The sequence below is a fragment of the Sphingomonas sp. 4RDLI-65 genome, assembly GCF_049472435.1.
Classification (GTDB): domain Bacteria; phylum Pseudomonadota; class Alphaproteobacteria; order Sphingomonadales; family Sphingomonadaceae; genus Sphingomonas.
The window spans coordinates 1-23,348 of sequence record NZ_JBCEBT010000005.1 but is presented as its reverse complement, the minus strand read 5'-3'; the positions used below and the strand labels follow the sequence as shown (position 1 = coordinate 23,348).

Annotated in this window: 23 protein-coding genes and 1 pseudogene; 11 read left to right on the top strand and 13 right to left on the bottom strand. The window is 62.5% G+C overall.

Annotated elements, in window-relative coordinates:
- Positions 1-39: 39 nt before the first annotated feature.
- The 8 genes from VH567_RS12525 to VH567_RS12490 all read right to left on the bottom strand — a co-directional run bounded on the left by VH567_RS12525 (position 40) and on the right by VH567_RS12490 (position 6,850).
- On the bottom strand, positions 40-783 hold the full coding sequence (locus tag VH567_RS12525) for an SDR family NAD(P)-dependent oxidoreductase (RefSeq protein ID WP_423326592.1): 744 nt from the start codon (positions 781-783) through the stop codon (positions 40-42).
- A 96-nt stretch (positions 784-879) separates the two neighbouring features.
- Positions 880-1,641 carry an SDR family NAD(P)-dependent oxidoreductase gene (locus VH567_RS12520; RefSeq protein WP_423326788.1) on the bottom strand — a complete coding sequence of 254 codons (762 nt, stop codon included), beginning with the start codon at positions 1,639-1,641 and terminating at the stop codon, positions 880-882.
- Positions 1,641-2,210 (bottom strand): type 1 glutamine amidotransferase domain-containing protein, encoded by a 570-nt coding sequence (locus VH567_RS12515; RefSeq protein ID WP_423326590.1) that lies wholly within the window; start codon positions 2,208-2,210, stop codon positions 1,641-1,643. Before VH567_RS12515 ends, VH567_RS12520 begins: the two co-directional genes overlap by 1 nt.
- A gap of 37 nt (positions 2,211-2,247) precedes the next feature.
- Positions 2,248-3,333 (bottom strand): catalase family protein, encoded by a 1,086-nt coding sequence (locus VH567_RS12510; RefSeq protein WP_423326588.1) that lies wholly within the window; start codon positions 3,331-3,333, stop codon positions 2,248-2,250.
- A 76-nt stretch (positions 3,334-3,409) separates the two neighbouring features.
- On the bottom strand, positions 3,410-4,501 hold the full coding sequence (locus VH567_RS12505) for a catalase family protein (protein ID WP_423326586.1): 1,092 nt from the start codon (positions 4,499-4,501) through the stop codon (positions 3,410-3,412).
- A 69-nt stretch (positions 4,502-4,570) separates the two neighbouring features.
- Positions 4,571-5,035 (bottom strand): hypothetical protein, encoded by a 465-nt coding sequence (locus VH567_RS12500; RefSeq protein WP_423326584.1) that lies wholly within the window; start codon positions 5,033-5,035, stop codon positions 4,571-4,573.
- 424 nt (positions 5,036-5,459) lie between these two features.
- Entirely contained in the window at positions 5,460-5,639 is a 180-nt protein-coding gene (locus VH567_RS12495; RefSeq protein ID WP_423326581.1) for a hypothetical protein, read from the bottom strand.
- Positions 5,640-5,728: 89 nt separating this feature from the next.
- Positions 5,729-6,850: an alpha/beta hydrolase gene (locus VH567_RS12490; protein WP_423326579.1), complete on the bottom strand. Its 1,122-nt coding sequence runs from the start codon at positions 6,848-6,850 to the stop codon at positions 5,729-5,731.
- 94 nt (positions 6,851-6,944) lie between these two features.
- On the opposite strand from VH567_RS12490, the gene VH567_RS12485 reads away from it, so the two are divergent.
- Positions 6,945-7,724, top strand: a complete 780-nt coding sequence (locus VH567_RS12485; protein ID WP_423326576.1) for a Crp/Fnr family transcriptional regulator — start codon at positions 6,945-6,947, stop codon at positions 7,722-7,724.
- A 71-nt stretch (positions 7,725-7,795) separates the two neighbouring features.
- On the opposite strand, the gene VH567_RS12480 is transcribed toward VH567_RS12485, so the two are convergent.
- The 3 genes from VH567_RS12480 to VH567_RS12470 are packed head-to-tail and all read right to left on the bottom strand — an operon-like array spanning position 7,796 to position 9,716.
- Positions 7,796-8,035 (bottom strand): patatin-like phospholipase family protein, encoded by a 240-nt coding sequence (locus VH567_RS12480; protein WP_423326574.1) that lies wholly within the window; start codon positions 8,033-8,035, stop codon positions 7,796-7,798.
- On the bottom strand, positions 8,032-9,045 hold the full coding sequence (locus VH567_RS12475; RefSeq protein WP_423326572.1) for an SDR family oxidoreductase: 1,014 nt from the start codon (positions 9,043-9,045) through the stop codon (positions 8,032-8,034). The genes VH567_RS12480 and VH567_RS12475 overlap by 4 nt, the downstream gene beginning before the upstream one ends.
- A gap of 5 nt (positions 9,046-9,050) precedes the next feature.
- On the bottom strand, positions 9,051-9,716 hold the full coding sequence (locus tag VH567_RS12470) for an HAD family hydrolase (protein WP_423326570.1): 666 nt from the start codon (positions 9,714-9,716) through the stop codon (positions 9,051-9,053).
- 545 nt (positions 9,717-10,261) lie between these two features.
- Between VH567_RS12470 and VH567_RS12465 the strand changes: the two genes are divergently transcribed.
- From VH567_RS12465 to VH567_RS12445, 5 genes are all read left to right on the top strand, one after another.
- Complete coding sequence (locus tag VH567_RS12465) at positions 10,262-11,434, top strand: zinc-dependent alcohol dehydrogenase (protein ID WP_423326568.1); 1,173 nt, start codon at positions 10,262-10,264, stop codon at positions 11,432-11,434.
- A 79-nt stretch (positions 11,435-11,513) separates the two neighbouring features.
- On the top strand, positions 11,514-11,972 hold the full coding sequence (locus VH567_RS12460) for a hypothetical protein (RefSeq protein WP_423326566.1): 459 nt from the start codon (positions 11,514-11,516) through the stop codon (positions 11,970-11,972).
- 83 nt (positions 11,973-12,055) lie between these two features.
- Positions 12,056-12,559 carry a ferritin-like domain-containing protein gene (locus VH567_RS12455; protein WP_060525249.1) on the top strand — a complete coding sequence of 168 codons (504 nt, stop codon included), beginning with the start codon at positions 12,056-12,058 and terminating at the stop codon, positions 12,557-12,559.
- Positions 12,560-12,628: 69 nt separating this feature from the next.
- The gene (locus tag VH567_RS12450) at positions 12,629-12,907 is read left to right on the top strand and encodes a hypothetical protein (RefSeq protein ID WP_423326564.1); all 279 of its coding nucleotides are present in this window, start codon (positions 12,629-12,631) and stop codon (positions 12,905-12,907) included.
- A 177-nt stretch (positions 12,908-13,084) separates the two neighbouring features.
- On the top strand, positions 13,085-14,272 hold the full coding sequence (locus VH567_RS12445; protein WP_423326562.1) for a DUF2252 family protein: 1,188 nt from the start codon (positions 13,085-13,087) through the stop codon (positions 14,270-14,272).
- 195 nt (positions 14,273-14,467) lie between these two features.
- On the opposite strand, the gene VH567_RS12440 is transcribed toward VH567_RS12445, so the two are convergent.
- Positions 14,468-14,686: a hypothetical protein gene (locus VH567_RS12440; protein WP_423326560.1), complete on the bottom strand. Its 219-nt coding sequence runs from the start codon at positions 14,684-14,686 to the stop codon at positions 14,468-14,470.
- 202 nt (positions 14,687-14,888) lie between these two features.
- On the opposite strand from VH567_RS12440, the gene VH567_RS12435 reads away from it, so the two are divergent.
- From VH567_RS12435 to VH567_RS12425, 3 genes are all read left to right on the top strand, one after another.
- Positions 14,889-15,902 (top strand): LysR substrate-binding domain-containing protein, encoded by a 1,014-nt coding sequence (locus VH567_RS12435; protein WP_423326558.1) that lies wholly within the window; start codon positions 14,889-14,891, stop codon positions 15,900-15,902.
- A 307-nt stretch (positions 15,903-16,209) separates the two neighbouring features.
- Positions 16,210-18,435, top strand: a complete 2,226-nt coding sequence (gene katG, locus VH567_RS12430) for a catalase/peroxidase HPI (RefSeq protein ID WP_423326555.1) — start codon at positions 16,210-16,212, stop codon at positions 18,433-18,435.
- Positions 18,436-18,890: 455 nt separating this feature from the next.
- On the top strand, positions 18,891-19,508 hold the full coding sequence (locus VH567_RS12425; protein WP_423326551.1) for a tyrosine-type recombinase/integrase: 618 nt from the start codon (positions 18,891-18,893) through the stop codon (positions 19,506-19,508).
- A gap of 543 nt (positions 19,509-20,051) precedes the next feature.
- Here VH567_RS12425 and VH567_RS12420 read toward each other — a convergent pair.
- On the bottom strand, positions 20,052-22,085 hold the full coding sequence (locus VH567_RS12420) for a putative bifunctional diguanylate cyclase/phosphodiesterase (RefSeq protein WP_423326549.1): 2,034 nt from the start codon (positions 22,083-22,085) through the stop codon (positions 20,052-20,054).
- Positions 22,086-22,715: 630 nt separating this feature from the next.
- Between VH567_RS12420 and VH567_RS12415 the strand changes: the two are divergent.
- Together VH567_RS12415 and VH567_RS12410 are read left to right on the top strand one after the other, a co-directional pair.
- Positions 22,716-22,811: pseudogene (locus VH567_RS12415) on the top strand (IS481 family transposase); the annotation flags it as partial.
- A 437-nt stretch (positions 22,812-23,248) separates the two neighbouring features.
- On the top strand, positions 23,249-23,348 hold a 100-nt coding region (locus VH567_RS12410; protein WP_423326787.1), incomplete at its 3' end, for a transposase.

The following is a 23,348-nucleotide window of genomic DNA, read 5'->3' as shown; positions in this document are numbered from 1 at the left end:
CGCCAAGGGGGTCAGGGGGCTCGGCGCCCGCTGACTCCCTCAGAGATATAACGACGCGTACCTGTGTGATCCGTCAGTGACCGGCGACCTGCCCACCGTCACGTGGAGTATCTCGCCGGTCACGAACGCGGCGTCCTCGAGGTACAGCACCGCGCCGACCACGTCCGCGACCGTGCCCATCCGGCCGAGCGGGTGAAACCGTCCGAGGCCGGCGCGCGTCTCGGGGGGATGCATCGGCGTTTCGGTGATGCCGGGTGACACCGCGTTGGCGCGGACGCCGCGGGCGGCATATTCGATCGCCAGGCTGCGCGTCGCCGCGGCAAGACCGCCCTTCGTCAACGACGCCAGCACCGACGGGAATTCGACATTGGCGTGATCCGCCAACGTGGTGACAACCTGCAGGATATGACCACTGCCCTGCTCGACCATAAGCGGCAGCGCCGCCTGCGTCATGTGGAAGAAGCCATCGAGATTTGTCTGCGTGATCTGCCGGTACTGCTCCGCCGTATAGTCGGTGAAACGCTCGCCGATGAAAACGCCGGCGTTGTTGACGAGCGTGTCGACACGCCCGAACCGGTCGCGCGCGGCCATCACCGCGCGCCTCGCGGTTTCAGGATCGGCGACGTCACCCGCAACGGTGATCCAATCGCCGGCCTGCGAGGCTGCGATCGATCGCGACACGGCAACGACACGCCAGCCGCGCGCGCGATACGCGTCTGCAATCCCCTCACCCAAGCCTTGCGAGGCACCGGTGACGATAGCGACCTTGGGCGCGTCAGACATCGACCGCGCCGATCTGCGCGCGAACGGTAACGGGATTCGTCATTGCCGAATGGACTCCAAAAAGGACCGAGAGCGCGTTCCCGCGCCCTCGTTATATCAGGACAGCGGGGGTTGGCCGTTGGACGCGGTCAGTCCGCCGTCGACCGGCAGGTTGACGCCCGTCACGAAGCGCGCGTCGTCGCTTGCCAGAAACGCGATCGCACCCGCGATGTCGGCGGGTGCGGCGCCCCGTCCGAGAGGGATTCGCTCCTCGAACTTGGCGATCAGGTCGGGCTGTTCCTTCATCCCCGCGGTCAGCGCGGTATAGGTCAGCGACGGGTTGACCGCGTTGACGCGCACGCCGTTCCTCGCCTCGTCCATCGCCAGCGCGCGCGTGAAATTGCTGACCGCACCCTTGGCCGCGCAGTAGAAGCTGTGGTTCCAGTCGCCGCCGAGCCCCGACACCGACGACACGTTGATGATGCAGCCCTTCGATGCGCGCAGATGTGCGATCGCCGCGCGGCTCATATGGACGACGCCGTACAGGTCGGTTTCGATCACCTTAGTGAATTCGGAAAAGTCGCCCTCGTCCAGCTTGCCCAGATGGTCGACGCCGGCGTCATTGACGAGCACGTCAATCCGACCGAAGCGATCGATTGCCGCCTCGACCAGCGCCTCGCACGCGGCACGGTCGGTGACGTTGGTTTCCCGCGTCTCGACGGTGCCGCCCAGTTCGGCTGCCAACTTGCCGAGCGCGCCTGTGTCGATGTCGCCTAGCACCAGCGTCGCGCCTTCCTCGGCGAAGCGGCGCGCGGCCCCCTCGCCGATGCCCGAGGCGGCACCGGTGATCACGACGACCTTGTCGGCAAAGCACGCCATCATGCGTTCTCCGCCTGCGCCTCGTGTTTGCCCTCGCAGAATTCCTCGACGAGCTTTGCGCAGAATGCGGGTAGATCGTTGGGATCACGACTGGTGACGAGGCCCTGGTCGACGACGACCTCCTGATCGACCCAAATACCGCCCGCATTGCGGATGTCGGTGGCGAGCGTCGGGAACGAGGTGAGCCTGCGGCCGCGTACCTGATCGGCCTCGATCAGCGTCCACGGCGCGTGGCAGATCGCGGCGACCGGCTTACCGGCGGCGAAGAAATCGCGCACGAACGCCACGACCTTGTCCGACGACCGCAGCGTGTCCGCGCCGACGCACCCGCCCGGGATCACCAAGCCATCGAAGTCGGATGCCGACACGTCGCCGATCGCCTTGTCGACGGCGAACGTCTTGCCGGGATCGAGGTCGTTGTTGAACGTCTCCGCGTCGCCCGTTTTGAGGCTGATGACGGTCACTGCGCCGCCCGCCTGCTCGACCGCCGCCTTGGGCTGCGCGAACTCGGGTTCCTCGGTGCCGCGGGGTGCGATCAGGATCGCGATTTTCTTGCCTTGGAGCTTCATGGGTATCCTTTCGAAATTTGAATAAGCGTGAGCGGCGTCAGGCCGGAATATCGGTGATGGCCGCGGTGTTGGCGGCAGCAATGCCGGTCTCGCGGTGGCGGAAATCGCTGAGCGCGCGGTACACCTGCATGCGTGCGCGCATCACGCCGCCCAGCGGTCGATGCGCCTCCAGCGCGTGCGCCGGCCGGAACGTCATGACCTCGTCGAAATAGCGGACGCGATCCGAGCCATAGGCGGCCTGCCGCGGCAGACGGATCGTCGCGATCGTGCGGTATTCGCTGACCCGCGTCGGCCAGTCGACCGACGTATCTTCGATCGGCTGCGTCTCGGCATCGGCCCAGAGTTGCGCGCGCAGTTCGAACACCGCGTCATTGTCGTCGAAATACGCGATTGCGGCGTGACGGAAGCCATCCTCATCCTGATGCGGATCGAGCCGCCAATCGTCGAGCGCACGCTGCTCAGGCGCGACCGGAAACACGCCGAGTTTCACGGCATGGTCGCCGTAGCGGATCGGACACTGGCTGAAATAGGTTTCGACGAGCGGGTGGCTGAACGGATGGCCGTAAAAGTCCAGCGTCGGGCTCGGTTCGGCACCGACCGCGTTCAGGACCTTGTTGATGTTGCGCGCAATCGATGCGGCTGCGCTTTTGACGCCTTCGGGCATCGGCACGGTCATGCCGATCTTCTTCGCCTGCGCTAGAAACCCGGCGGCGGTGCCGGCCGGGAACGTCGTGCCGCTCGCCAAGACGAAGTCCTGGGTCGGCGCGTCGTGACCGGGCAGCTTGGCGCCTTCGACACCAAAGACCTTGATCGCCATGCCGCGATGCGTCGAGACGCGGTCTCCGAGCTTCTCACCCGGCCCCTGTGCAAAGCGGACCGCGACGTCGAACGTCCCCGGCTTCGCGAACAGCCCTTGCGCCAGTTCGGGCGGCAAATCGGCGGCGACGACCATCTTGCCGATGACGCAGGCCGTGCTCTTGGCGTGGCTGGCGCGCACCGCATGGCCGTCGCGCTTCTCGACCGCCTGGCTCTCCTGCGTCATCCCCTTGATGATGCCGTCGATACTCTCCTGCTCGCCAGGCTCAGGCGTCTCGATGTCGTCGCGATAGAGTAGATAGGGCATGGGAAGCTCCTGTTGTATCAGGATGTTAACACCCGAATGCCCTGCGACGTTTCGGTACGGTTCCGTGCAGACCCGGTCAGTCGAGCGCAGGCAGCGACCGCGGCTCGTGCATCGGGCAGCCGTTCAGCTCGCTCCGCAGACCCTGGATGACCGGATACACGGCGCGGCGCGCGCGCATGACCGACCCGAGCGGCCGATGTGCCTCGACGCCGTGCCACGGGCGGAATGCGGTCTGTTCGTTGAGTACGGTGACGCGCTCCTCGGACCAGCTCTTCTGCGGCTTAACAGTGACGGTCGCGACCGGGATGTAGGGGTTGCTCTGCTCCGGCCACGGCGTCGCAGCGTCCTCGATCGGGTTCTCCTCAAGGTCACGGCAGAGTTGCGCGCGCAGCGTCCAGGCACCACCTTCGTTCGCGAAGATCGCCATCAGTTCTTCGCGGATCGAATCGGGGCTCTTGCTCTCGTCGAGCTTCTGGTCGGTCAGCGCGCGGAAATTGGGCGATTCCGGCACGATGTCGAACTTGGCGATATAGTCGCCAAACCGGAGCGGCGCCTGCGTGCCATAGCGATCGCCGATCGGATTGGTGTCCGGATAACCGCCAAAGCCCTTCAGCAACGCACTCTCGCCGCCGACCGCTTCCAACGCCTGCTCGATCGGGCGCAACACCTTCGACAGCGCCGCCTTGGCCCATTCCGCGCGATTGGTCGTCGCAGCGAGCAGCTTGGTGTTGCGCAGAAACCCGACCGGGGTCGGGTTCGAAAAGGCGACCCCAGATGCCATCAGGAAGTCCTGCGTCACCTGGTCCTCGGCGCCTGGCAGCCGTTCGCCATCGACGCCGATCACCTTGATTGAGAAACCACGCGGCAGCGACACGCTGTCGCGGATTGGATCGCCGGGGATCGCCGACATCCGGATGATGACCGGGTAGCGACGCCCGCGCTCGAAAATGCCTTGCGCTTGTTCGTCGGCGAGGTCGTCGTGCACGACCATTTCGCCTTCGAGCAACGCATGGCTCTTGGCATGGACGCCGCGCTGCGCGTGGCCGAGGTCCTCGTGCGTCTTTTCGACAATGTAGCTGAACGTCTTGTTGAGACCGTCGATCGCCTCCTGCTCGTCGGGACCGATCGTCTCGACGTCGGGGCTGTAGCGGATCGGGTTCTTCAACATGGGAAATCCTTGTGGTTCAGCGCAGTAACGCGCGGTTCGCGCTTTGGGGGCGTCGGTATTCCGGAACGGTCAGGCGGTCGCCGCTGCCTTCGCGCCGGCCGCGGTCGCGACGCCGAAGACGAGATGGACCATCGTGTGCGTACCGATCGTCGCCGCATCGGCCTGCCATTCGGGCTTCTTGAGCCCCAGCAATGGCCCGGTGATCCAGTGCATCGCCGCGTAGAACGCCAGGCCGAACACGATACCCGACGACACCACGCCCGCATCCTCGTCGACGGTCGCCGCATAGACCGCGCCGGCCGCCGCGGAGAGCAGTAGATGGCTACCCTGCACGACAGCCTGTTCGGCCGCATCGGGCAATCGATCGCTCGGCGGTACGGAGCGGACGCCGAGTTGCCGCGCACCGGCCCGTTCGAGATCGGTGAGTTCGGACGGCGTGCCGCTCTTATTCTCGCCCGCCATCATCATCGCGGTGATGCCGAGGCCTGCCACCAACCCACCGGCGATCGCGCCGGCCATCCGCTTGCCGTTCATGCGCGCTCTCCCTCTTCCTTTGGATCGTCGGGCAAGCCCTCCTCGCGGCCGGGGACCGACATGTCGTAGGCATTGAGCAGCAGCGACACGAGGCAATAGCCGCCGACCAGATAGACGAGCTCCGCGGTCGATCCTCGCCGAACGCGCGCACGGCACGGTCGTATGTCGAGGCTGGCAGCTGCCGCCCGCCCGCTAGCGTGACCGCGACGTCGTAGGCGGCCTGCTCCTCTTCGGTCAGGTCGGCGGGACGCTGGCCGGCTGCGATCGTCGCGACCTTCTCGGCCGACAGACCGACCGCCTCGCCGACCCGCTCGTGCGCGTAAAGTTCGTAGCGCGAGTTGAAGACAGCGCCGGTCGCAAGGATCGCGACCTCGTGCGCCGCTTTCGGAAGCGTCGCGTTGTCGATCAATGCCTTGGTATACGTTCAGGCGGCGCGGCCGAACGCGGGAAAGCGCAACATCGGCGCAAACGGCCCGACCAGCGCACCGTCCGCCCGATGCGAGACGAAGCCCTTGAGATGCTCGGTGATGTAAGCGTCCATCTCGTCGTGGAGCGGACGAAGATCCGCAGGCATGTCCGCTGGCGGATAAGGTGGGCTACGCATCGCTGGCTCTCCGTTGTCAGACCGCGCCGGCCAGATGCCGGTCACGCATTGCTCGACGGGGCGGCGGATCCGCCGCCCCGCCGGGCCGATCAGCGGCGGGGCGCCCCAGCGAACGCTGCCTTCAGGCGCGCGACCGCCAGTTCGTTGGCGTCCTTGGCACCGCGCACAACCTTCGCCATGCCGAAGAACTCGTGCGTCACGCCTGGATACGTCTTCTGCTCGACCTTCACGCCCGCGGTGCGCATCGCGGCTGCCAGCGTCTCGCCGTCCGAGCGCAGCGGATCGATCTGCGCGTTGATGATCGTCGTCTGCGGCAGGCCGCGCAGGTTGGCGGCAACCAGGTTCAGCCGCGGATCCTGCGCATCGGCGGCGCTGGTCTGGTAATAATAGCCGAACCACTTCAGCATCGCTGCATTCAGCGGCTTGGCGTTGGCCGAGTCCTTGCGGGACGGCAGCGTCATGCTGCTGTTGGCGATCGGATAGACCGAGACGATGTAGCGCGGCACGGTCAGGCGATTGTCGCGGGCGTAGATCGCGGTCGCAACTGCGAGGTTGCCGCCCGCGCTCTCACCCGCCACTGCGATCTTCGCAGGATCGCCGCCCCAGCTAGCCGCATTCTGCAACGTCCAGCGATACGCCGATGCCGCGTCGTCATGCTGCGCCGGGAACTTGAACTCGGGCGCATGGCGATACTCGACCGACACGACGATCGCGTTGAGCGCCTTGGCCATCGCGCGTGGTGCCGAATCATACGTGTTCACGTCGGCGATCACCCAACCGCCACCGTGATAATAGACGACGACCGGCATCGGCTTGCCATTCGCAGGCGCCGCCGCTGGCTTGTAGATCCGCGCAAACTGCTGCGCGTCCGAGCCGTACGGCACGTCCTGCGTCGTTACCGAAGCGTCGGGCGCGGTCGACATACCCTGCTGGGCCATCGCCGCCTTCGCGCCGTCGGCGGCCGAAGGCTGCATCCGCGCCTGCGCCGGGGTCAGCGCCTCGATCGGCTTGCCGCCGAGACCCGCGAGCGCGTCGAGTACCTTCTGCATGTCGGGCGCCGCCTTGGGGGGCTGGGTCGCGCTTGCCGGCGGGGCGGCGGGTGGCGGTGCGCTTGGCGAGCGTGCCGATTGCGCGAGTACGCCGGCCGATGCCGTCAGCAGCGCCGCCGCGAAAAGGCTGCGCGCGACCGGGCGCTTCGAGATGGAAATCATATAGTCCTCCTGTTTGATCGCTCATGAACAAAGCAGGATGGCCAACGTTGCTGTACGGAACCGTGCAAAGTCCTGATGTTAGAAGGAGAATTGGGTGTCGACGATCGTTTCCATCACCGGCGCAACGCCCCGCGCGGCGGTCGATCGCGATGACGCCCCTGTCGAAAGAATGGTCGGCAATCGGCTGCTCGCCAGCCTCTCCCCGGAGGATTTCGGCTTGCTCGCCCCGCATCTCGAGCCGGCGTCGTTCGCAGTCGGCGATTTCATCACCCGAGCCGGCGATCCGATCGAAAGCATCTGCTTTCTGGAACAGGGTATTGCCGGAGTGCTGGATTCGCTCGACGACGACCGTCGCTACGCGGTCGGTCTGGTCGGCGCAGAGGGGTTCATAGGCTGGCCGTTGGTGATGGGCGACGATCGCTCGCCGTACGACGTGACGATGCGCGCCGAGCGCGGCCAGGCGCTGCGCATGCCCGCCAAGGCGTTGCTGGCAGCGGTGGACCAAAGCCCTGCCCTGCACCTGACACTGCTGCGGTTCGCGCACGTGTTCATGCTGCAGATGGGCCGGACGGTCGTGTCGTCGCTGGCGCATTCGATCGAACGCCGCATGGCCCGGTGGATTCTACTCTACCACGACCGTGTCCAGGCCGACGAGATCTGCATGACGCATGAGGAGTTCCGGCTGATGCTCGGCGTTCGCCGTAGCAGCGTTACGGACGCACTCCACCGGCTGGAGGAGGAGCATGCCATCCGAGCCGTCCGGGCCAAGGTTCTGGTCCATGATCGGACAAAGCTTATGGCCCTGGCGGGTGATACATATGGCCAACCAGAACAGGACTATGTCCGTCTCCTACAGATGGACCGAAGACGCTAAGGAATTGCGCCAAGTGACCCACTTCCAGACGTTCAAACCGAGGTAGCCGCTTTCGAAAATCAGCCATTTGTTCATACCGCTTCGAAGCCCCTTGTGGCGGTTTCGAGCCCGCGATGGGGAGCGGAACCGGCGATCATCGCTCCGTTGATCGGTCCGATCGATGCGCCGATGATCCAGTCGGGTTCGAGGCTGTGCTCGTGCAGGGCTTCGTAGACGCCGGCTTTGAACGCGCCGAGCGCGTTGCCGCCACTGAGGACGATCACGACGTCGAAGTCGTGAGAGGCCCCTGCCCGTTCGGCGTCCGGTGTCACGGGGTAATATTCTTAGGCCGACTGATTGCAACCGCTATCCCGGCTCCGACGACACCTAGCATCAGAACGGCCGGGTGGACTTTCTGCGCTTGCAACGCGGTACTCGATTTGCGCGCGTGGACGTCCTGGCTTCCGCGCAACGCATCAACGCGCGGCTCATACAGGTTGTCGCGCCGCGCCGGATCCCCCGGATCATCCGGCTTCTGTTGCACGACGATGCCGACCAGCTCCATGATCTTGTCGCTCACCCGCGGTGCGGCACGCGAAAGGAGGGACAACAGCAGCCCTCCGCCGCCCGCATACAGCGTGCGTCGCGGCGTCTCGCACGCGAACAGCACCGCGTCGGCGACGACCGAGGGTGCGTAGAGCGGTGGCGGCAGGCGGGGCGGCTGGTCCATGAAGTTGCGCGCATGCTCGGGGAACGGCGTGTCGATCGCGCCGGGCTTGATCAGCGTCACCGAGATGCCGGCGCCCTCCTGCTCCAGTTCCATACGCAGCGTATCGGTCAGCGCCTGTACCGCATGCTTGGTCGCGCAATACGGGCCCTGCTCGACGATCGCGCGGTCACTCAGGATCGAGCCGACGTTGATAATGGCGCCGCCGCGGCCGCGCAGATGCCGCGCGGCGACCAGCGATCCGTGCAGCACGCCGAAATAGTTGACGTCAAATACGCGGCGGTGATCCGCGACCGGCACCTGTTCGAGCGTGCCGTAAGTCCCTGCCCCGGCGTTGTTGACCCAGCTGTCGAACCCGCCGAACGCCTCGATCGCGACGGCGGCGACCCGCTCGACCGCGGCCATGTCGCTAACGTCGGCGGCGCAGATCGCGATGCGTCCGCCGTCGGCCGACAGGCGACCGCGGAGTGCCTCAAGCGCCTCTTCGTTACGCGCGGTAGCATCCACGGCGACACCGCGTTTCACGGCCTCTTCGACGATCGCGAGACCATTGCCGCTGGTTGCGCCGGTGACGACGATGACCTGATCGCGGAGGGGTTTCAGGGTGATGGCCATGTCGATCAGCCTCCCAGCGGCGAAGTTGCGTAGCCCGCGAGCAAGGACGCAACGTCGTCGTAGATCGCGATCGCGCCTGCCGACTGGAGTTGCTCGTCCTTGAACTTGCCCGATCGGACCGCGACGGCGGCGATCCCGCATTTGGCCGCCGCCTCGATATCATAGGGCGTGTCACCGACGACGATCACCTCGGCGGGGTCGATTCCCGGCAGCTTCTTCAGCGCGGTCGCGAAGATGTCGGGTGCGGGCTTTGTCTTCTCGACGTCGTCGCTGCTCGTCGTCGCGGCGATCAGGTCCCGTGCGTCGAGTAGGCCTATGTAATGGTCGAGTTCTGCCTCGGAGGCGGAAGAGGCCAATACGACCTGCTGCCCTAGGCCATGCGCGTGCGCCAGCAGGTCGTGCGCCTGCGCGAACGGCTTGGCGGTCTTCAGGTATTTCGCCTTGAAGATCGCGCCGTGCGTGTCGCCGAGCTTTTCCTGCTGATCCTCGTCAGCGTCCGGCAGCAGCGTCGGCACAAGCATGTCGGTCCCCTTGCCGATCTGGTCGTGGATCACCTGCCGGTCGAACGACGCGTCAACGGTCGCGAACGCCTCCTCCCAGGCGAGGACGTGCATGTCGTTGGTGTCGACCAGCGTACCGTCGATATCGAAGAGAATGGCTTTGATCTGCATGAGGCTATCCCGGATTTGAAATTGTGTGTCCGCTGGTCGGAACGCTGTGACGCCAGTGAAGGCGTGGCGGTAACGGCGTCGGCGAAGTGCGATAGCGTCCTAACGGTCCAGGTTTCGGATTGGCTCCCGCTACAACGAACTTCGGTTCGATCTTCGGCGCGGGAGCACTATCCAGAGCATCGATATCGCCACTGCAACGGCATTGCCGAACGATAGATCTCGCCAAGTCATTACGATGTTTGAATTTTTACTTATCCAACATAATTCAATTTACGCATAGCAATACTGATCCCAATCAATACGAAATATAATTGGCGGTAACGGTTATCGAGCAGGAACGATGACGGGTGCCTGATCGCTATACTCACCATGATACGCTGACGTTGATGGCAGCGACGGATATACGTGGTGGCCGTAACTTCGCGGCGACAGTGCATAGTGTCGAGAATGATCGGGCGGCATTTGCGCCATTGCCGATTCATGTCTGACGAGATGCTATGTCGCGCGCGGGCACTATACTGCAATTCAATGACGGAGACTATCTGATGCGCGCACTTGTTTGGCATGGAAAAGGCGATGTTCGGGTCGATACTGTAGCAGATCCCGAGATCAAGCATCCGCGCGATGCGATCATCAAGGTTACGGCCTGTGCGATCTGCGGGTCCGACCTTCATCTGCTCGACGGATACCAGCCGACGATGCAGGCGGGCGACATTCTTGGCCACGAGAACATGGGCGTCGTCGTCGCGCTCGGCTCCGAAGTCACCAATCTCAAAATCGGCGACCGCGTCGTCGTGCCGTTCACGATCAGTTGCGGCGATTGCTTCTTCTGCCGCAAGGGGCTGTTCTCGGCGTGCGAGCGGACCAATCCGAACTCCGAGATGGCGATCAAGGCGATGGGCCATTCGCCAGCCGGCCTGTTCGGGTTCAGCCATATGCTGGGCGGCTATTGCGGCGGCCAGGCCGAGTATCTGCGCGTGCCGATGGCGGATATCGGCCCGATCAAGGTGCCGGACAGCGTCACCGACGAGCAGGCGCTGTTCCTGTCCGACATCTTCCCGACCGGCTACATGGCCGCAGAGAATGCGCAGATCGAGCCGGGCGATACCGTGGCGATCTGGGGCTGCGGCCCGGTCGGCCAGTTCGCGATCCGCTCGGCGCTGATGCTCGGTGCCGGCCGCGTGATCGCGATCGACGAGGTGTCCGAGCGGCTGGCGATGGCCGAGGCAGGCGGTGCCGAGACGATCAACTTCGCCGAGGTCGACAGCGTCTATGACGAACTCCAGTTCCGCACCAAGGGCCGGGGGCCCGACAGCTGCATCGACGCGGTCGGTGCCGAGGCTTCGGGTCATGGCGCGATCGATGCAGTGATCGACAAGGTGAAGGCGGCGACGTTCCTCGCCACCGACCGCGTGCACGTGTTGCGCGAGGCGATCATGAGCTGCCGGATGGGCGGCACGGTGTCGATCCCCGGCGTCTATGTCGGGATGGGCGACAAGATCCCGATCGGCGCGATGATGAACAAGGGGCTGACGATCAAGACCGGCCAGACGCACGTCCAGGCCTATACCAAGCCGCTGCTCGCCCGGATCGAGGCGGGCGACATCGACCCGAGCTTCGTCGTGACGCACCCGGCCAGCCTCGAGGATGCGCCCGAGATGTACCAGAAGTTCCGCGACAAGCAGGACGGCGTCATCAAGGTCGTGCTCCGGCCGTAACTCCGTTCCGAGCCGGTCCGCTCCCGTCGAGCGGACCGCTCGGTTCGTTTTGATCCGCTACATTCAGAAGGACGTACCGATGAGTGACAAGGTTCATACCCCCGTTCCCGGCAACCCGGGGAGCAAGGGCGCAGCGGACGGCATCTCGGACTCGCCGCGCGGCAACGATGACGTTCACGGCCGCAGCGAGGGCGGCGAGAGCGGCGGCGGTTCCTACCCCAATCCGCATGCCGGCAAGACCGAGACGAACACCGGTTTCATGGCACATGGTGGCCAGACCGACATCGCCTATCACGGTGGCGGTCAGGCCGGCGAAAACGGCGGCAGCGCGGCCAACGGCGTTGCAGGCTCGGGCGGCGGTGACCGCACGACGATCGCCGCCGACCCGGATGCCGACCGCGAACCGCATGCGATCGTTGCCAAAGGTCTCACGATCGAGGTCGTCGAGACGTCGGGCATCGCCGAAGCCGAGGCCAACGGCAAGATCGGTACCGATGCCAACTACGAGGACGAGCAGAAGCAGCCCGGCGCTGGCTGAGGCCGTCGCACTTCGCTCGGCATTTTTCGAATTCAAAACCAGCCGCCGCGCATCCCGCCCGGTGGAATCACGAGGACAACGCCATGTCTGCACCCGAAGATCTCCAGGAAATCTACACCGATGAGCTGAAGGATCTGTGGTCTGCGAACGACCAGATGAAGAAGGTCCTGAAGAAGATCACGTCGAAGGCGAGCGACGCATCGCTGAAGGACATGCTGACCAAGTCGCAGGCGGATATCGAGACGCATACCGACCTGCTCAAGGACCTGATCGCATCGAACGACGAGAAGGTCTCGAAGGAGCATTGCAAGGGCATGGAAGGCCTCGTCGCCGAAGCGACCAAGCATGTTCTCGAGGAAGGTCCGGAAAAGGGTCCGCTGCTCGACGTGATGATCATCGCGCAGTATCAGCGGATGACGCATTACGGGATCGCCGGGTTCGGCACGGCGACGGCGTACGCCAAGGCGCTGGGGCTCAAGGACGACCACAAGAAGCTCAGCGCGGCCACCAAGGACATCTACGGTGGTGACGAATATATGACGAAGCTCGCCGAGACGACCGTCAATATCGACGCCGAAGACGAATGAGGTGAGCGCCCGCCGCCACTAACCCGGCGGGCAAAGCCCCAATCCACCTAGACGATGGAAGCGACGACGATGACGACCTACCCTTTGAGCGAACCGGCCACGATCTATGCTGCGGAACCGTCCGACGGCGCTACGTCGGAAGCGGTCGGACAGGGAACGCTGGAAGAGTGCGTCGATATCGTCGCCGCCTTTTCGGCGGATCGGCAGAAATCGGTCTTCATCCAGATGGACGATATCGACCTCAAGTTTGGCCCGAGGGAAATCAGCGACCTTTTACGGTTTCTGCGCGCGGAAACCACGGGCCTTTCGAACACCGAAATCGCCGAGGTGAAGAGCGCCAATCTGTAAGGTACAGATGGGTGTTGCGACACCGGGCGATGAATTGCTATCGCCGACGACCAGCCACGGCGGCGGATAACCGTCGTGTGGCCAGGTCGGCGATAACCTGACCCCGGTCTTTGTCGTCAGGAAATGACCGATGGCAAGGCACTCACCGATCCTCGTTGCTCTCTCGAAAGCGAACTCATGGCTGTGGCTCCCGACGAACGCTCGGCCGTGCTCGAACGAACCCGCGCGCTCAAGATGGCGCGATCGGTCCACGCCTATGTCCGCGGAAACACGGCGCAGTTCTATCAATGGCTTGAAGAATCGCCCGTCGCCGCCACCATTCCGGAAGGTCCGGCAGTCTGGATTTGCGGCGACTGTCATCTCGGCAATCTCGGGCCGGTGGCCGATGCCGATCATCGCGTCGACATCCAGATACGCGATCTGGACCAGACCGTCATCGCCAATCCCGCCTACGACCTCATCCGCCTCGGCCTGTCACTCGAAACCGCGGCACGGAGTTCGGATCTGCCGGGTGTCACGACCGCACGCATGATCGAGGCGATGGTCGACGGGTATTGCCGGGCGCTGACCCCGACCGTCGAGGACGATCCGCGCGAACCCGACGTCGTCCGATCGGTAAGGCGCGAGGCGATCGGCAGACGATGGCGCCATCTGGCGAAGGATCGTCTCGAGGACGTCGAGCCTAACATTCCGCACAACAAGCGCTTCTGGAAGCTTTCGCGGGCTGAGAAGAATGCGATCGTCGCGCTGTTCGGCGAGGATTCGGTTCGCGCGCGATGCATGGAGCTGGCCGGTGTCGCCGGCGACGGCAGACTTCGGGTGGTCGACGCCGCCTATTGGCGCAAGGGGTGCAGCTCGCTCGGGCACCTGCGTTTCGCAGTGCTGATCGGCATCTCGCACGGCAAGGCAAAGGATGAACGGCTGGCGCTGGTCGATATCAAGGAGGCCGTGGACTCCGTCGTACCGATAACAGGCGAGTCGACGATGCCGCGCGACGCGGCCGAGCGGGTGCTTGCGGGGGCCAACGCGCTGTCGCCGAACCTGGGCCAGCGAATGGTCGCGGCGCACCTCATGGGCAAACCCGTCTTCCTGCGCGAACTGGCGCCGCAGGACCTCAAGATCGAGGTCGAACAATTCACTCGCAAGGAAGCGGTCGCCGCCGCGTCCTATCTGTCGTTTGTCGTGGGCCAGGCGCACGCCCGACAACTCAGCGACGCCGCGAGATTGGCATGGCGCGATACCCTGACCGCCCGCGATAAGAAACTCGATGCACCATCGTGGCTATGGCAAGCCATCGTCGCGATGGCGGGGGCACATGAAGTTGGCTATCTCGAACACTGCCGCCGCTTCGGCGCGCATCAGTGAGCTCTTTATGAACAAGAGAAAGCTTTGAATAGAGTATAGTCACGACGCAAGAGCCACAAACAGACGCTCACGCCTCTTCCGTCTCTTCCCGACTTCGGACGCTGGTTCATCTTTGCGAATAGCCGATTTTCAAGATCCGCTATCCGCTCGCGGCCGTCTTGATGGGAGAGGAAAGTCGCCGTCTCGACACACAGGCTAGAGGATGCCGACTGCACCATCGGCCCAGATCGCCAAGGCTGCTATTATCACTCCGCAAACGAGTGCCATCCGTAAGACCGACTCGTCAACGAACCGAAAAATCAACTCAATCACACAGCCGAAAATGGCGAAAATGGCGGCAGCCGCAATGAAATCGGCACCTGTCCAACGCACCTCGTCGGTGAACAACATCGCGATGGCCGGAAGGATGAGCAAGACCCCAAGGATAGCCCAAAGGGCCGGACGCCAGCGTCCGAGATTGGCTGTTCGAGAACTGGCCGATACAGTCACAAACACCCTCCATCGACGCTACTTTCACATGCGCCTTGAATGTCTGCAAGTGGGCGAAGGCACCCTGTCCTGCAGCTTCGGGCCAGACCCACGTTAAGTCATTCAGGCTAATTCCACCGCATTCCAATTGCAGCCGTTGGTTCAGGATGAAGCTGCGGCGCCATTCCCGAACCTGTGTCGGCTGTGGGCTGTCGTGATGTTCGGGGAAAACGCCAAGCATTCCTGCACAAATTGGACTAAGACTTTCCTCGTGCCTAATGTCGTAACCCCGTCGCTGCGCCAACTGCGCTACCTGGTTGAACTTCGTGAGACCGGCCATTTCGGTCGAGCCGCGGCGGCCTTGGGCGTCGGGCAATCGACCTTGTCGTCGGGCATCGCCGAACTCGAACGGCTAATCGGAATGCAGCTCGTTGAGAGAACGCAACGCTCGCTGCGGTTCACCGATATCGGTGAGGCTTTCGTCCTGAGAGCGCGGAGCGTACTTGACGCTACATCAGCGTTGACCGATTTCGCCATCGCAGCGGCAAAGCCGCTTACTGGCACCCTTCGCCTCGGCATCATTCCAACGGTCGCGCCATTTCTCCTGCCGCGCGCGCTCGGCGCCTTGCGAGCAGAGTTCCCGCAGCTAAATTTACACGTCCGGGAGATGACGAGCGAGCGTGCCTGTGCCGAACTGTATCGCGGTGTTCTGGACGCGGTTATTCTCGCGCTACCGTATGATTGTGGCAAAGTGGACTATGTCGAGATCATGCAAGACCCATTGTTGCTTGCGACTCCGCGGCAGGGGGTCTCACCATTGCTCGACCCACAAACCCTCCTGCTGCTCGAAGACGGGCATTGCCTGAACGATCACGGCTTGATTGGATGCGGCCTGCCAAAGGCCCGTCCCTCGGCGATGGTAGCGACATCGCTTCATACGCTAGTGGAGCTTGTAGAAGCAGGTCTGGGGACGACCTTCCTGCCCCAAATGGCCATAGATGCCGGACTTATAGACGGTCGACGAATTGACACGACGCCACTGCCACTAAGGGCGGACCGGAAGGTCGTACTGGCTTGGCGCGTCGGCAGCGGCCGGGGGGACGACATGCGCGCCCTGGCGCAAACGATCCAGAATAGCCTGCCCTTCGATACCAACCGTTAGACAACTGCGTGGGCGTCGCAGCAGCAAATCCGCCACACCGTGTTGGCATGCCAAGGTGGCTTTTGAGAAGGTTCCGAGTCGGCATGTGATCAAAGGTGTCTAGGGGCATGCAGCGAGACATCCATCGCCTCATTGGTATCACCGCCGACAGCATGGCGGCTGCACGCGCCGTCAAACAGATTGCTAGAATACCGTCGTTGATCGAGTAATATGATCGATCTCTCCCGAATAATCGATTGGACAAATGTCCTTAAATTCCTGCATCCTGATCGTAATACGATTGCACCTATCGAGAGAGGACGCCGAGATGGCCGATTACGAACAGCCCAAGAGCAGTGGTTGCCCCATGGGCCCCAACGGTGGCGGCGAGGTCAAGGCCCGCTCGCTGCTCGGTCGCACGAACAAGGATTGGTGGCCGGATGCGCTGCCGATCGACATGCTGCATCAGCACGGCGTCTCCCCCGACCCGATGGGCGAAGAATTCGACTATGCCGAGTCGTTCCAGCAGCTCGACTATGCCGCGCTGAAGGCGGACCTGACCGCGCTGATGACCGACAGCAAGTCCTGGTGGCCTGCCGATTACGGTCACTACGGCCCGTTCATGATCCGCATGGCATGGCACGCCGCTGGCACCTACCGCGTGACCGATGGTCGCGGCGGATCGTCGTCGGGCCAACAGCGTTTCGAGCCGCTCAACTCGTGGCCGGACAACGGCAACCTCGACAAGGCACGTCGCCTGTTGTGGCCGCTGAAGCAGAAGTACGGCAAGAACATCAGCTGGGCCGATCTGTTCATCCTCGCCGGCAACGTCGCGATCGAGAGCATGGGCGGACCGATCTTCGGGTTCGCAGGCGGCCGCAAGGACGTCTTCGCCTCCGAGGGCGATACGTTCTGGGGCGCCGAGGAGCTGTGGGTCAACGAGGGTGCGCAGACGCGTATCAGCGAGGACATGCCCGAGCTCGAAGGCCCGCTCGCCGCGATCCAGATGGGGCTCATCTACGTCAATCCGGAAGGTCCGGGCGGTGATCCGAACCCGCTCCTGTCGGCGCGCGACATGAAGGCGACGTTCCAGCGGATGGCGATGAACTCCGAGGAAACCGTCGCGCTGACCGCGGGCGGCCACGCGTTCGGCAAGGCGCACGGCGCCAAGCCAGCCCCGCACTTCAAGGCGCCGTCTTCGGAATCGGTGCACATGCAGGGTCTCGGCTGGCTGACCGATAGCGAGGAGATTGGCCAGGGCCACATCACGACCTCGGGTATCGAGGGCGCATGGTCGAACAACCCGACCAAGTGGACCGGCGATTACCTGCGCCTGCTGTTCAAGTACGACTATGAACTGACCGAGAGCCCGGCCGGCGCGAAGCAGTGGCAGCCGGTCAATCCGGCACCGGAAGACATGGCACCCGACGCACGCGATCCCAACAAGCGCGTGCCGACGATGATGACCACCGCCGACATGGCGCTGAAGATGGACCCCGAGTTCCGCGAGATCGCGCTGCGCTTCCGCGACGATCAGTCGGCGCTCGACGACGCGTTCGCGCGTGCCTGGTTCAAGCTGACGCACCGCGACATGGGTCCGCGCGTTCGCTACCTCGGGCCTGAGGTTCCGGAAGAGACGCTGATCTGGCAGGATCCGGTTCCCGAGGGCACGGCGCCGTCGGACGCCGACGCCGCTGCGTTCAAGGACGCCGTGCTGTCGAGCGGGCTGACGATCGGCCAGCTGGTCAAGACCGCCTGGGCATCGGCATCGAGCTATCGCCGGTCGGACCACCGCGGTGGTGCGAACGGCGCGCGCATCGCGCTCGCACCGCAGAAGGACTGGCCGGTCAACGAACCCGAGCAGCTGAGCAAGGTCCTGGCCAAGCTCAACCAGCTGCGCGGCGACATGTCGCTGGCCGACGCGATCGTGCTGGCCGGTTCGGCAGCGGTCGAGAAGGCGGCGCGCGATGCCGGTCACGACGTATCGGTGCCGTTCCTCGGTGGACGCGGCGATGCCACGCAGGAGTGGACCGATGTGGAGAGCTTCGTGTGGATGGAGCCGCAGGCCGATGGCTTCCGCAACTACCTGAAGACGCGTCACCCGGTGAAGACCGAGGAGCTGCTGCTCGACAAGGCTTCGTTGCTCGGCCTGTCCGCGCCGGAGATGACCGTGCTGGTCGGTGGCCTTCGCGTACTCGGCGCGAACTTCGGCGATGCGCCCGAGGGCGTCCTCACCACGCGTCCGGGCCAGCTGACCAACGACTTCTTCGTCAACCTGCTGGATAACGACACGTTCTGGGATCTGGTCGATACGTCGAGCGACGAGAAGTTCATCGGCTACGATCGCGGCGGCCGCGAGAAGAAGTGGCAGGCGACCCGTACCGACCTCGTTTTCGGTTCGAACTCGCAGCTGCGCGCGACGGCCGAAGTCTATGCCGAGAACGGTCACGAGCAGAAGTTCGTTCGCGACTTCGTCAAGGCGTGGGTCAAGGTCATGAACGCGGATCGTTTCGACGTCACGGCCAAGCCTGTGTCGTCCAACCAGGCGACGTAAACTACGTTGGCATGCGGATAGGCCGTGTTGATCTGGGCGATGTTCCAGAAAAGTATGGCTTATCCGCCGCTGACCGGAGTTGCATGATATAATCACTCATTACCTCGCTGTCTGTTGCTGCTACCGGTTTAAATATCCAAGCTTCAGCAGATATTGTTACGGTTATGTGTACAATTCACTGTAACCTTGGTCCGCCAGCCCATCGATAGCTGCGCTAGATTATATTCTGTGCAATACCGCCCACGGCCATAAAAGACGTGTACGGGTCCAGCCAGGCAGGGTAGATGACCCACTTCCGGCCGCACAGAGACTGCGAGGCGCTGCCCGAAACCGACAGTTCGTTCAGCATCATCGACGGCTGATCAACCACATTTCCAAACCGCCGGTTTACTGCGCCTGCGTACACTCGACTGATTGATCTGGGCCGATGGAGGTGATCGATGGGTCACTCGTCAATGGACCCCGCCTTTCACGAACTTCGACCTTGGAACGAAGGCCGGCTGATCGGTGCGAAGCGGGCGCTGAAACAGCAACAGGTCTGGGCCATTCGCTTCTGGCTCGACCAGCATAGGCGACTGCGCGACCGAGCGCTGTTCGACTTCGCCATCGACAGCAAGCTGCGCGGCTGTGACGTGGTCAGGGTGCGAATCGGCGATGTAGTTTCCGGCGGGCGCGTCCGTGACCGCGCCGTCGTTGTTCAGCAGAAAACTAAACGACCGGTTCAGTTCGAGATAATGGACACGGCGCGAAAGACGATGCGAGCATGGTTGGAGCGACGTGGGGGGACACTGAACGACTTCGTTTTCCCGAGCCGCAACGACTACATGGACCACATGAGCACGCGGCAATATGCCCGCCTTGTGCGCGAGTGGGTGGTCGGGATCGGCCTTCCGGCGCAGGATTATGGAACGCACTCGCTACGGCGCACGAAAGCATCGATCATCTACAAGGCAACTGGCAACCTCCGCGCCGTTCAGATCCTTCTCGGCCATGCTAAGATCGACAGCACGGTGCGCTATTTGGGCGTTGACGTGGAGGACGCTTTGGAATTGGCCGAACGCACCGAGGTCTGAGCGGAACCATTTGCAGTCATTCGCCCCCTACCCGCTTCCTAACTTCGGCCGTTTGTTCATCTTACTCGTAGGCTGACTTCAGCAGCTTAAATCAGCCACCCGTCCAGATGAGACGGGGAAACAACCTAAATCCTGATCGTCTTAATCGCACGGGGACTGGCACCACGGGTGCCCATAAGCATCGTCATAAAATCGCATGATAACGAAGCGATTGCACGGCAGGCCGAAGCCAATACCGTGATAAACCCGGCTGGTATTGCCGGGGTCCGGTTGGCTGGGTCGACCCCACGGCGCGCATATCGCGTCGTATCTGACGAACCTCACCGCGACCGACGGACAGGTCATCTTCCACGAACGAGCGGTAACCTTGGAAGCGGTAGGCATCCAATTGTTGGAAATCCGTACCGGTCTCGGCTACCGTATCTACCGGTGCGGTCGGAGCTTTGAATTCTGGGAAACGGAAACGCAGCGGCTTGAATCAGGCGATCTGATCGTCGAGGTCGTACAGCGCGGCGCCCTTCGTCCAAACGACTAGCTTCCTCGTTATTTGTCCGCTGTTGAGTATATTCCAGTGTCAGCAACAGCGAAACATTCTTCTGGCTTTCCGATCAGAAACCCCTGAACCTGGTCGCATCCCCAGTGACGCAAAATCAAAAGTTGTTCGTCGGTTTCAACGCCTTCGGCGACGATGATTAATCCCAGACTTTTGCCGAGACCGATCGTCGCTTTGACGATCGAAGATGACGAAGCGTGGCTGTCCATCGTGGCAATGAAGCTCCGATCGATTTTGATCTTGTCGAAAGTGAACTCCTTGAGATTGCTCAACGAAGAGTGTCCTGTTCCGAAGTCGTCCATTACGACCTTCGCACCGTAATCGCGTAACATCTCGAGCGTGGCGAGAACGTTGTCGCGCTGGAATCCCAAAAGGGTCGCACTTTCCGTCACTTCGAGCTCTAATCGGTCAAAAGCGACGCCCCAATGCAATGAAAGATCGCATATCTCGGTCGCAAGGCTCAAGGAGCGGAACTGTATAGGCGACAGGTTGATCGCCAGCGACACCTTAGGATCCCAGGTCGACGCGGCACGAAGCGCTTGATCGATCATCCATGAACCGATAGTCTCGATTAGCCCGCTGGACTCTGCGATGGGTACGAAGACGTCCGGTGGTATCTCGCCCAAGCTGGGATGACGCCAGCGAAGCAGCGCCTCGTACGCGACGAGTTCCAGCGAGACCGTATCGGCAATCGGCTGGAATACGAGACGGAGCTCATTTGCCGAGATAGCATTTTCCAGGTCTCTGGCGAGCCGTACCCGCTGGCTCTCCTCGTCCTTCAAATGTTTGTCGTAGATCCGCGCCGTATTCCTGCCGTCGGCTTTGGCGCGATAGAGCGCGAGGTCCGCGAGTTCATGAAGTTCGTCTCCGGTCTGACCCGTTTCCGAAAGGGCCACTCCGACGCTCATCTTGATAGCAACGCCCTCATCCGAAGGTGCTGATGCCATCTTGAAGATGCGCGAAATTAGTGCTTCCGTCGCCGCGGGCTGTAAGCGCGCTACCTGGATAATGGCGAATTCATCACCACCGATCCGCGCGACCAAGTCATCGCCACGGACACACGAAGACAGAAGCTGTGCCGTGCGTTTGAGGACGCGATCCCCACCCGGATGACCCAGTCGATCGTTAATCGCCTTGAACGCGTCGAGATCAACGGCAAACACCGCTACGACGTCACCTGTCCGCGCGCTGCGAGCGAGTTCATGGGCTAGACGGTTCTCGAACAATAGGCGATTCGCCAAGCCAGTCAGCATGTCGTGGTTGGCGAGGAACTCGGCGCGGCGCTCGGCGGTCCGGCGACTGTCCACGGCGCTGCGGTATTCGTACAGTCCACGGGCCAGGTCGCCGAGCTCGTCGGCCCGCTCCAGTCCGGGAACCTGCCCATCGCTTTCACCCGCTTTAAATTCGCGCAGTCGCGCGGCCATGATCGCTATCGGCGATACCAGTCTCCGGCAAAGCCAGATGGTCATGCCAAATATGATCGCCACGATGACGAGGCCCCCGAGCAGCACCGAGACGATGTCCCGACGGCTCTCCCGCCGGTTCCGCTCCGCCGGCTCCCATATCGCGGAGGTGAGTTCCCGCCGCGCCTGACTGCGGCTCGTCTCCAAGGCCGTTAGCGCGCCCAAGAAGCGTGGCATGGCGCCCTTGATGCCGGAGGGCCTGAACCGGCCCGTTTTAATCAACTGGTCCGAAGCCTTGGCAAAAGCGGCTGCGGCTTGCTGCACCTCCTGAATAGGAGTCGATCCCGATGCCGATCTGCGATCAGGTGATTGGGCCGTTTGCAACGAATGCCGTTTAAAGTCTGCGACCCGGTCGCGCAGGTCTCTCCAATTCGCGTCAGATACCTTCACGCCGCGTTCGGCGTCGCGGGTCAGGCGGCCAATGTCCTGACGCAACCAACGTTGTGCCTGATCCAGCCGATCCTCCCGGCCGAGTGCATCACTAAGCCGCGTAATACGAAGGTCCGCCAGATGTATCTTATTGCTAACTGAAAGGCCGATCGCTAGCAGCGCCAGCGCCATGACGATGACCGACGTACAGGCTATGGATACGCGCGCTGATATCGATAGTCTCACAGGCTTCTCCCAGACCCCTGATTGACGCCAAAGCGTTACGTTGTGGTTATGGGGAGTGGCCGGCGCTGTAATTGTCGAACCGAGTTATATTTAGAATACGCCTACTGCGGCGTCCGCCCAAATGAGCAAGAGGATCATCGAGGATATGCCGATCACGGACGCACGCCGTAGCGTTTGATGAACCAATAAAAAGGCTAATTCAATAACTATACCAAGGGCGATAAGCAGTGCTGCGGCCGCTACGAAATCGGCTTGGTCCCAGCGCACTTCGTCCGTGAATCGCATTGCCACGAGGGGCGATACAAGGACCACAGCGAACGTTCCCCATACAGCCAAAGGCCTCGTACCAAGTGAGCCGGCCGTATCTGGCGCATCGGACGTCATTGGCTCAGCTTCATCAAAAATTTACCTCTAGTTGCAGCTGTTCGTTCTACCCGCTTTCGCCCCCATTGTCTTGCACGCCAAGCTCCGCTTCGTAGCGCTTGACCCTGACGCCGTTCACCATAACCTTATGCCTAGGTATTTGATTCCACGGTTTGATGGTGCGATCCTTTCGTGGGAATGGAAGGAAGCAGTATGGGACAGGTACTTCACGGGAGCGCCACGATACTGCATGCCGTCAGAGCAGCAACACAACGATCGCAAGCTTCGCTCTCGACGCTGAGCCGAAAGCAATGCAGAGTTCATTACGTTCTATCCGAAGGGAAACGAGACTTCGTCACAGGATGGCGCGTATAGTAGTTCGAAGGAGCTTACGAACAGGAGGATCAACGCATTTCGCGATACGGGCGGAACCAGCCGATGAGATAAAACCTTAGTCAGCTGACGGCGCAAGACGCGATCATTGCCCGCCAACGTTGTGCCAGCGGGCAACCACGATCACTCGTCTTCGGCGTCAATGTTTACAGTCGTCTCGGCAAGCTTGGTCATATATTCGTCGCCACCATAGATGTCTTTGGTGGCTGAGGTCAGCGCCTTGATATCATTCTTGAGGCCAAACGCCTTGGCATAGGCAGCGGCCGTACAACATGACCTGCTGCCCGTTTCCTGGACCGTTTTGAGCTGGAAAATTCCAGTTTAGGATTGAGGGTCAGGTGATGGAGTGATCGATGAAGAGATCGAAGTTCAGCGAGGCGCAGATCGCGTTCGTGTTGAAAGAAGCCGAGGGTGGCATGACGATCGGTGAGGTCTGTCGGAAGGCGGGAATCA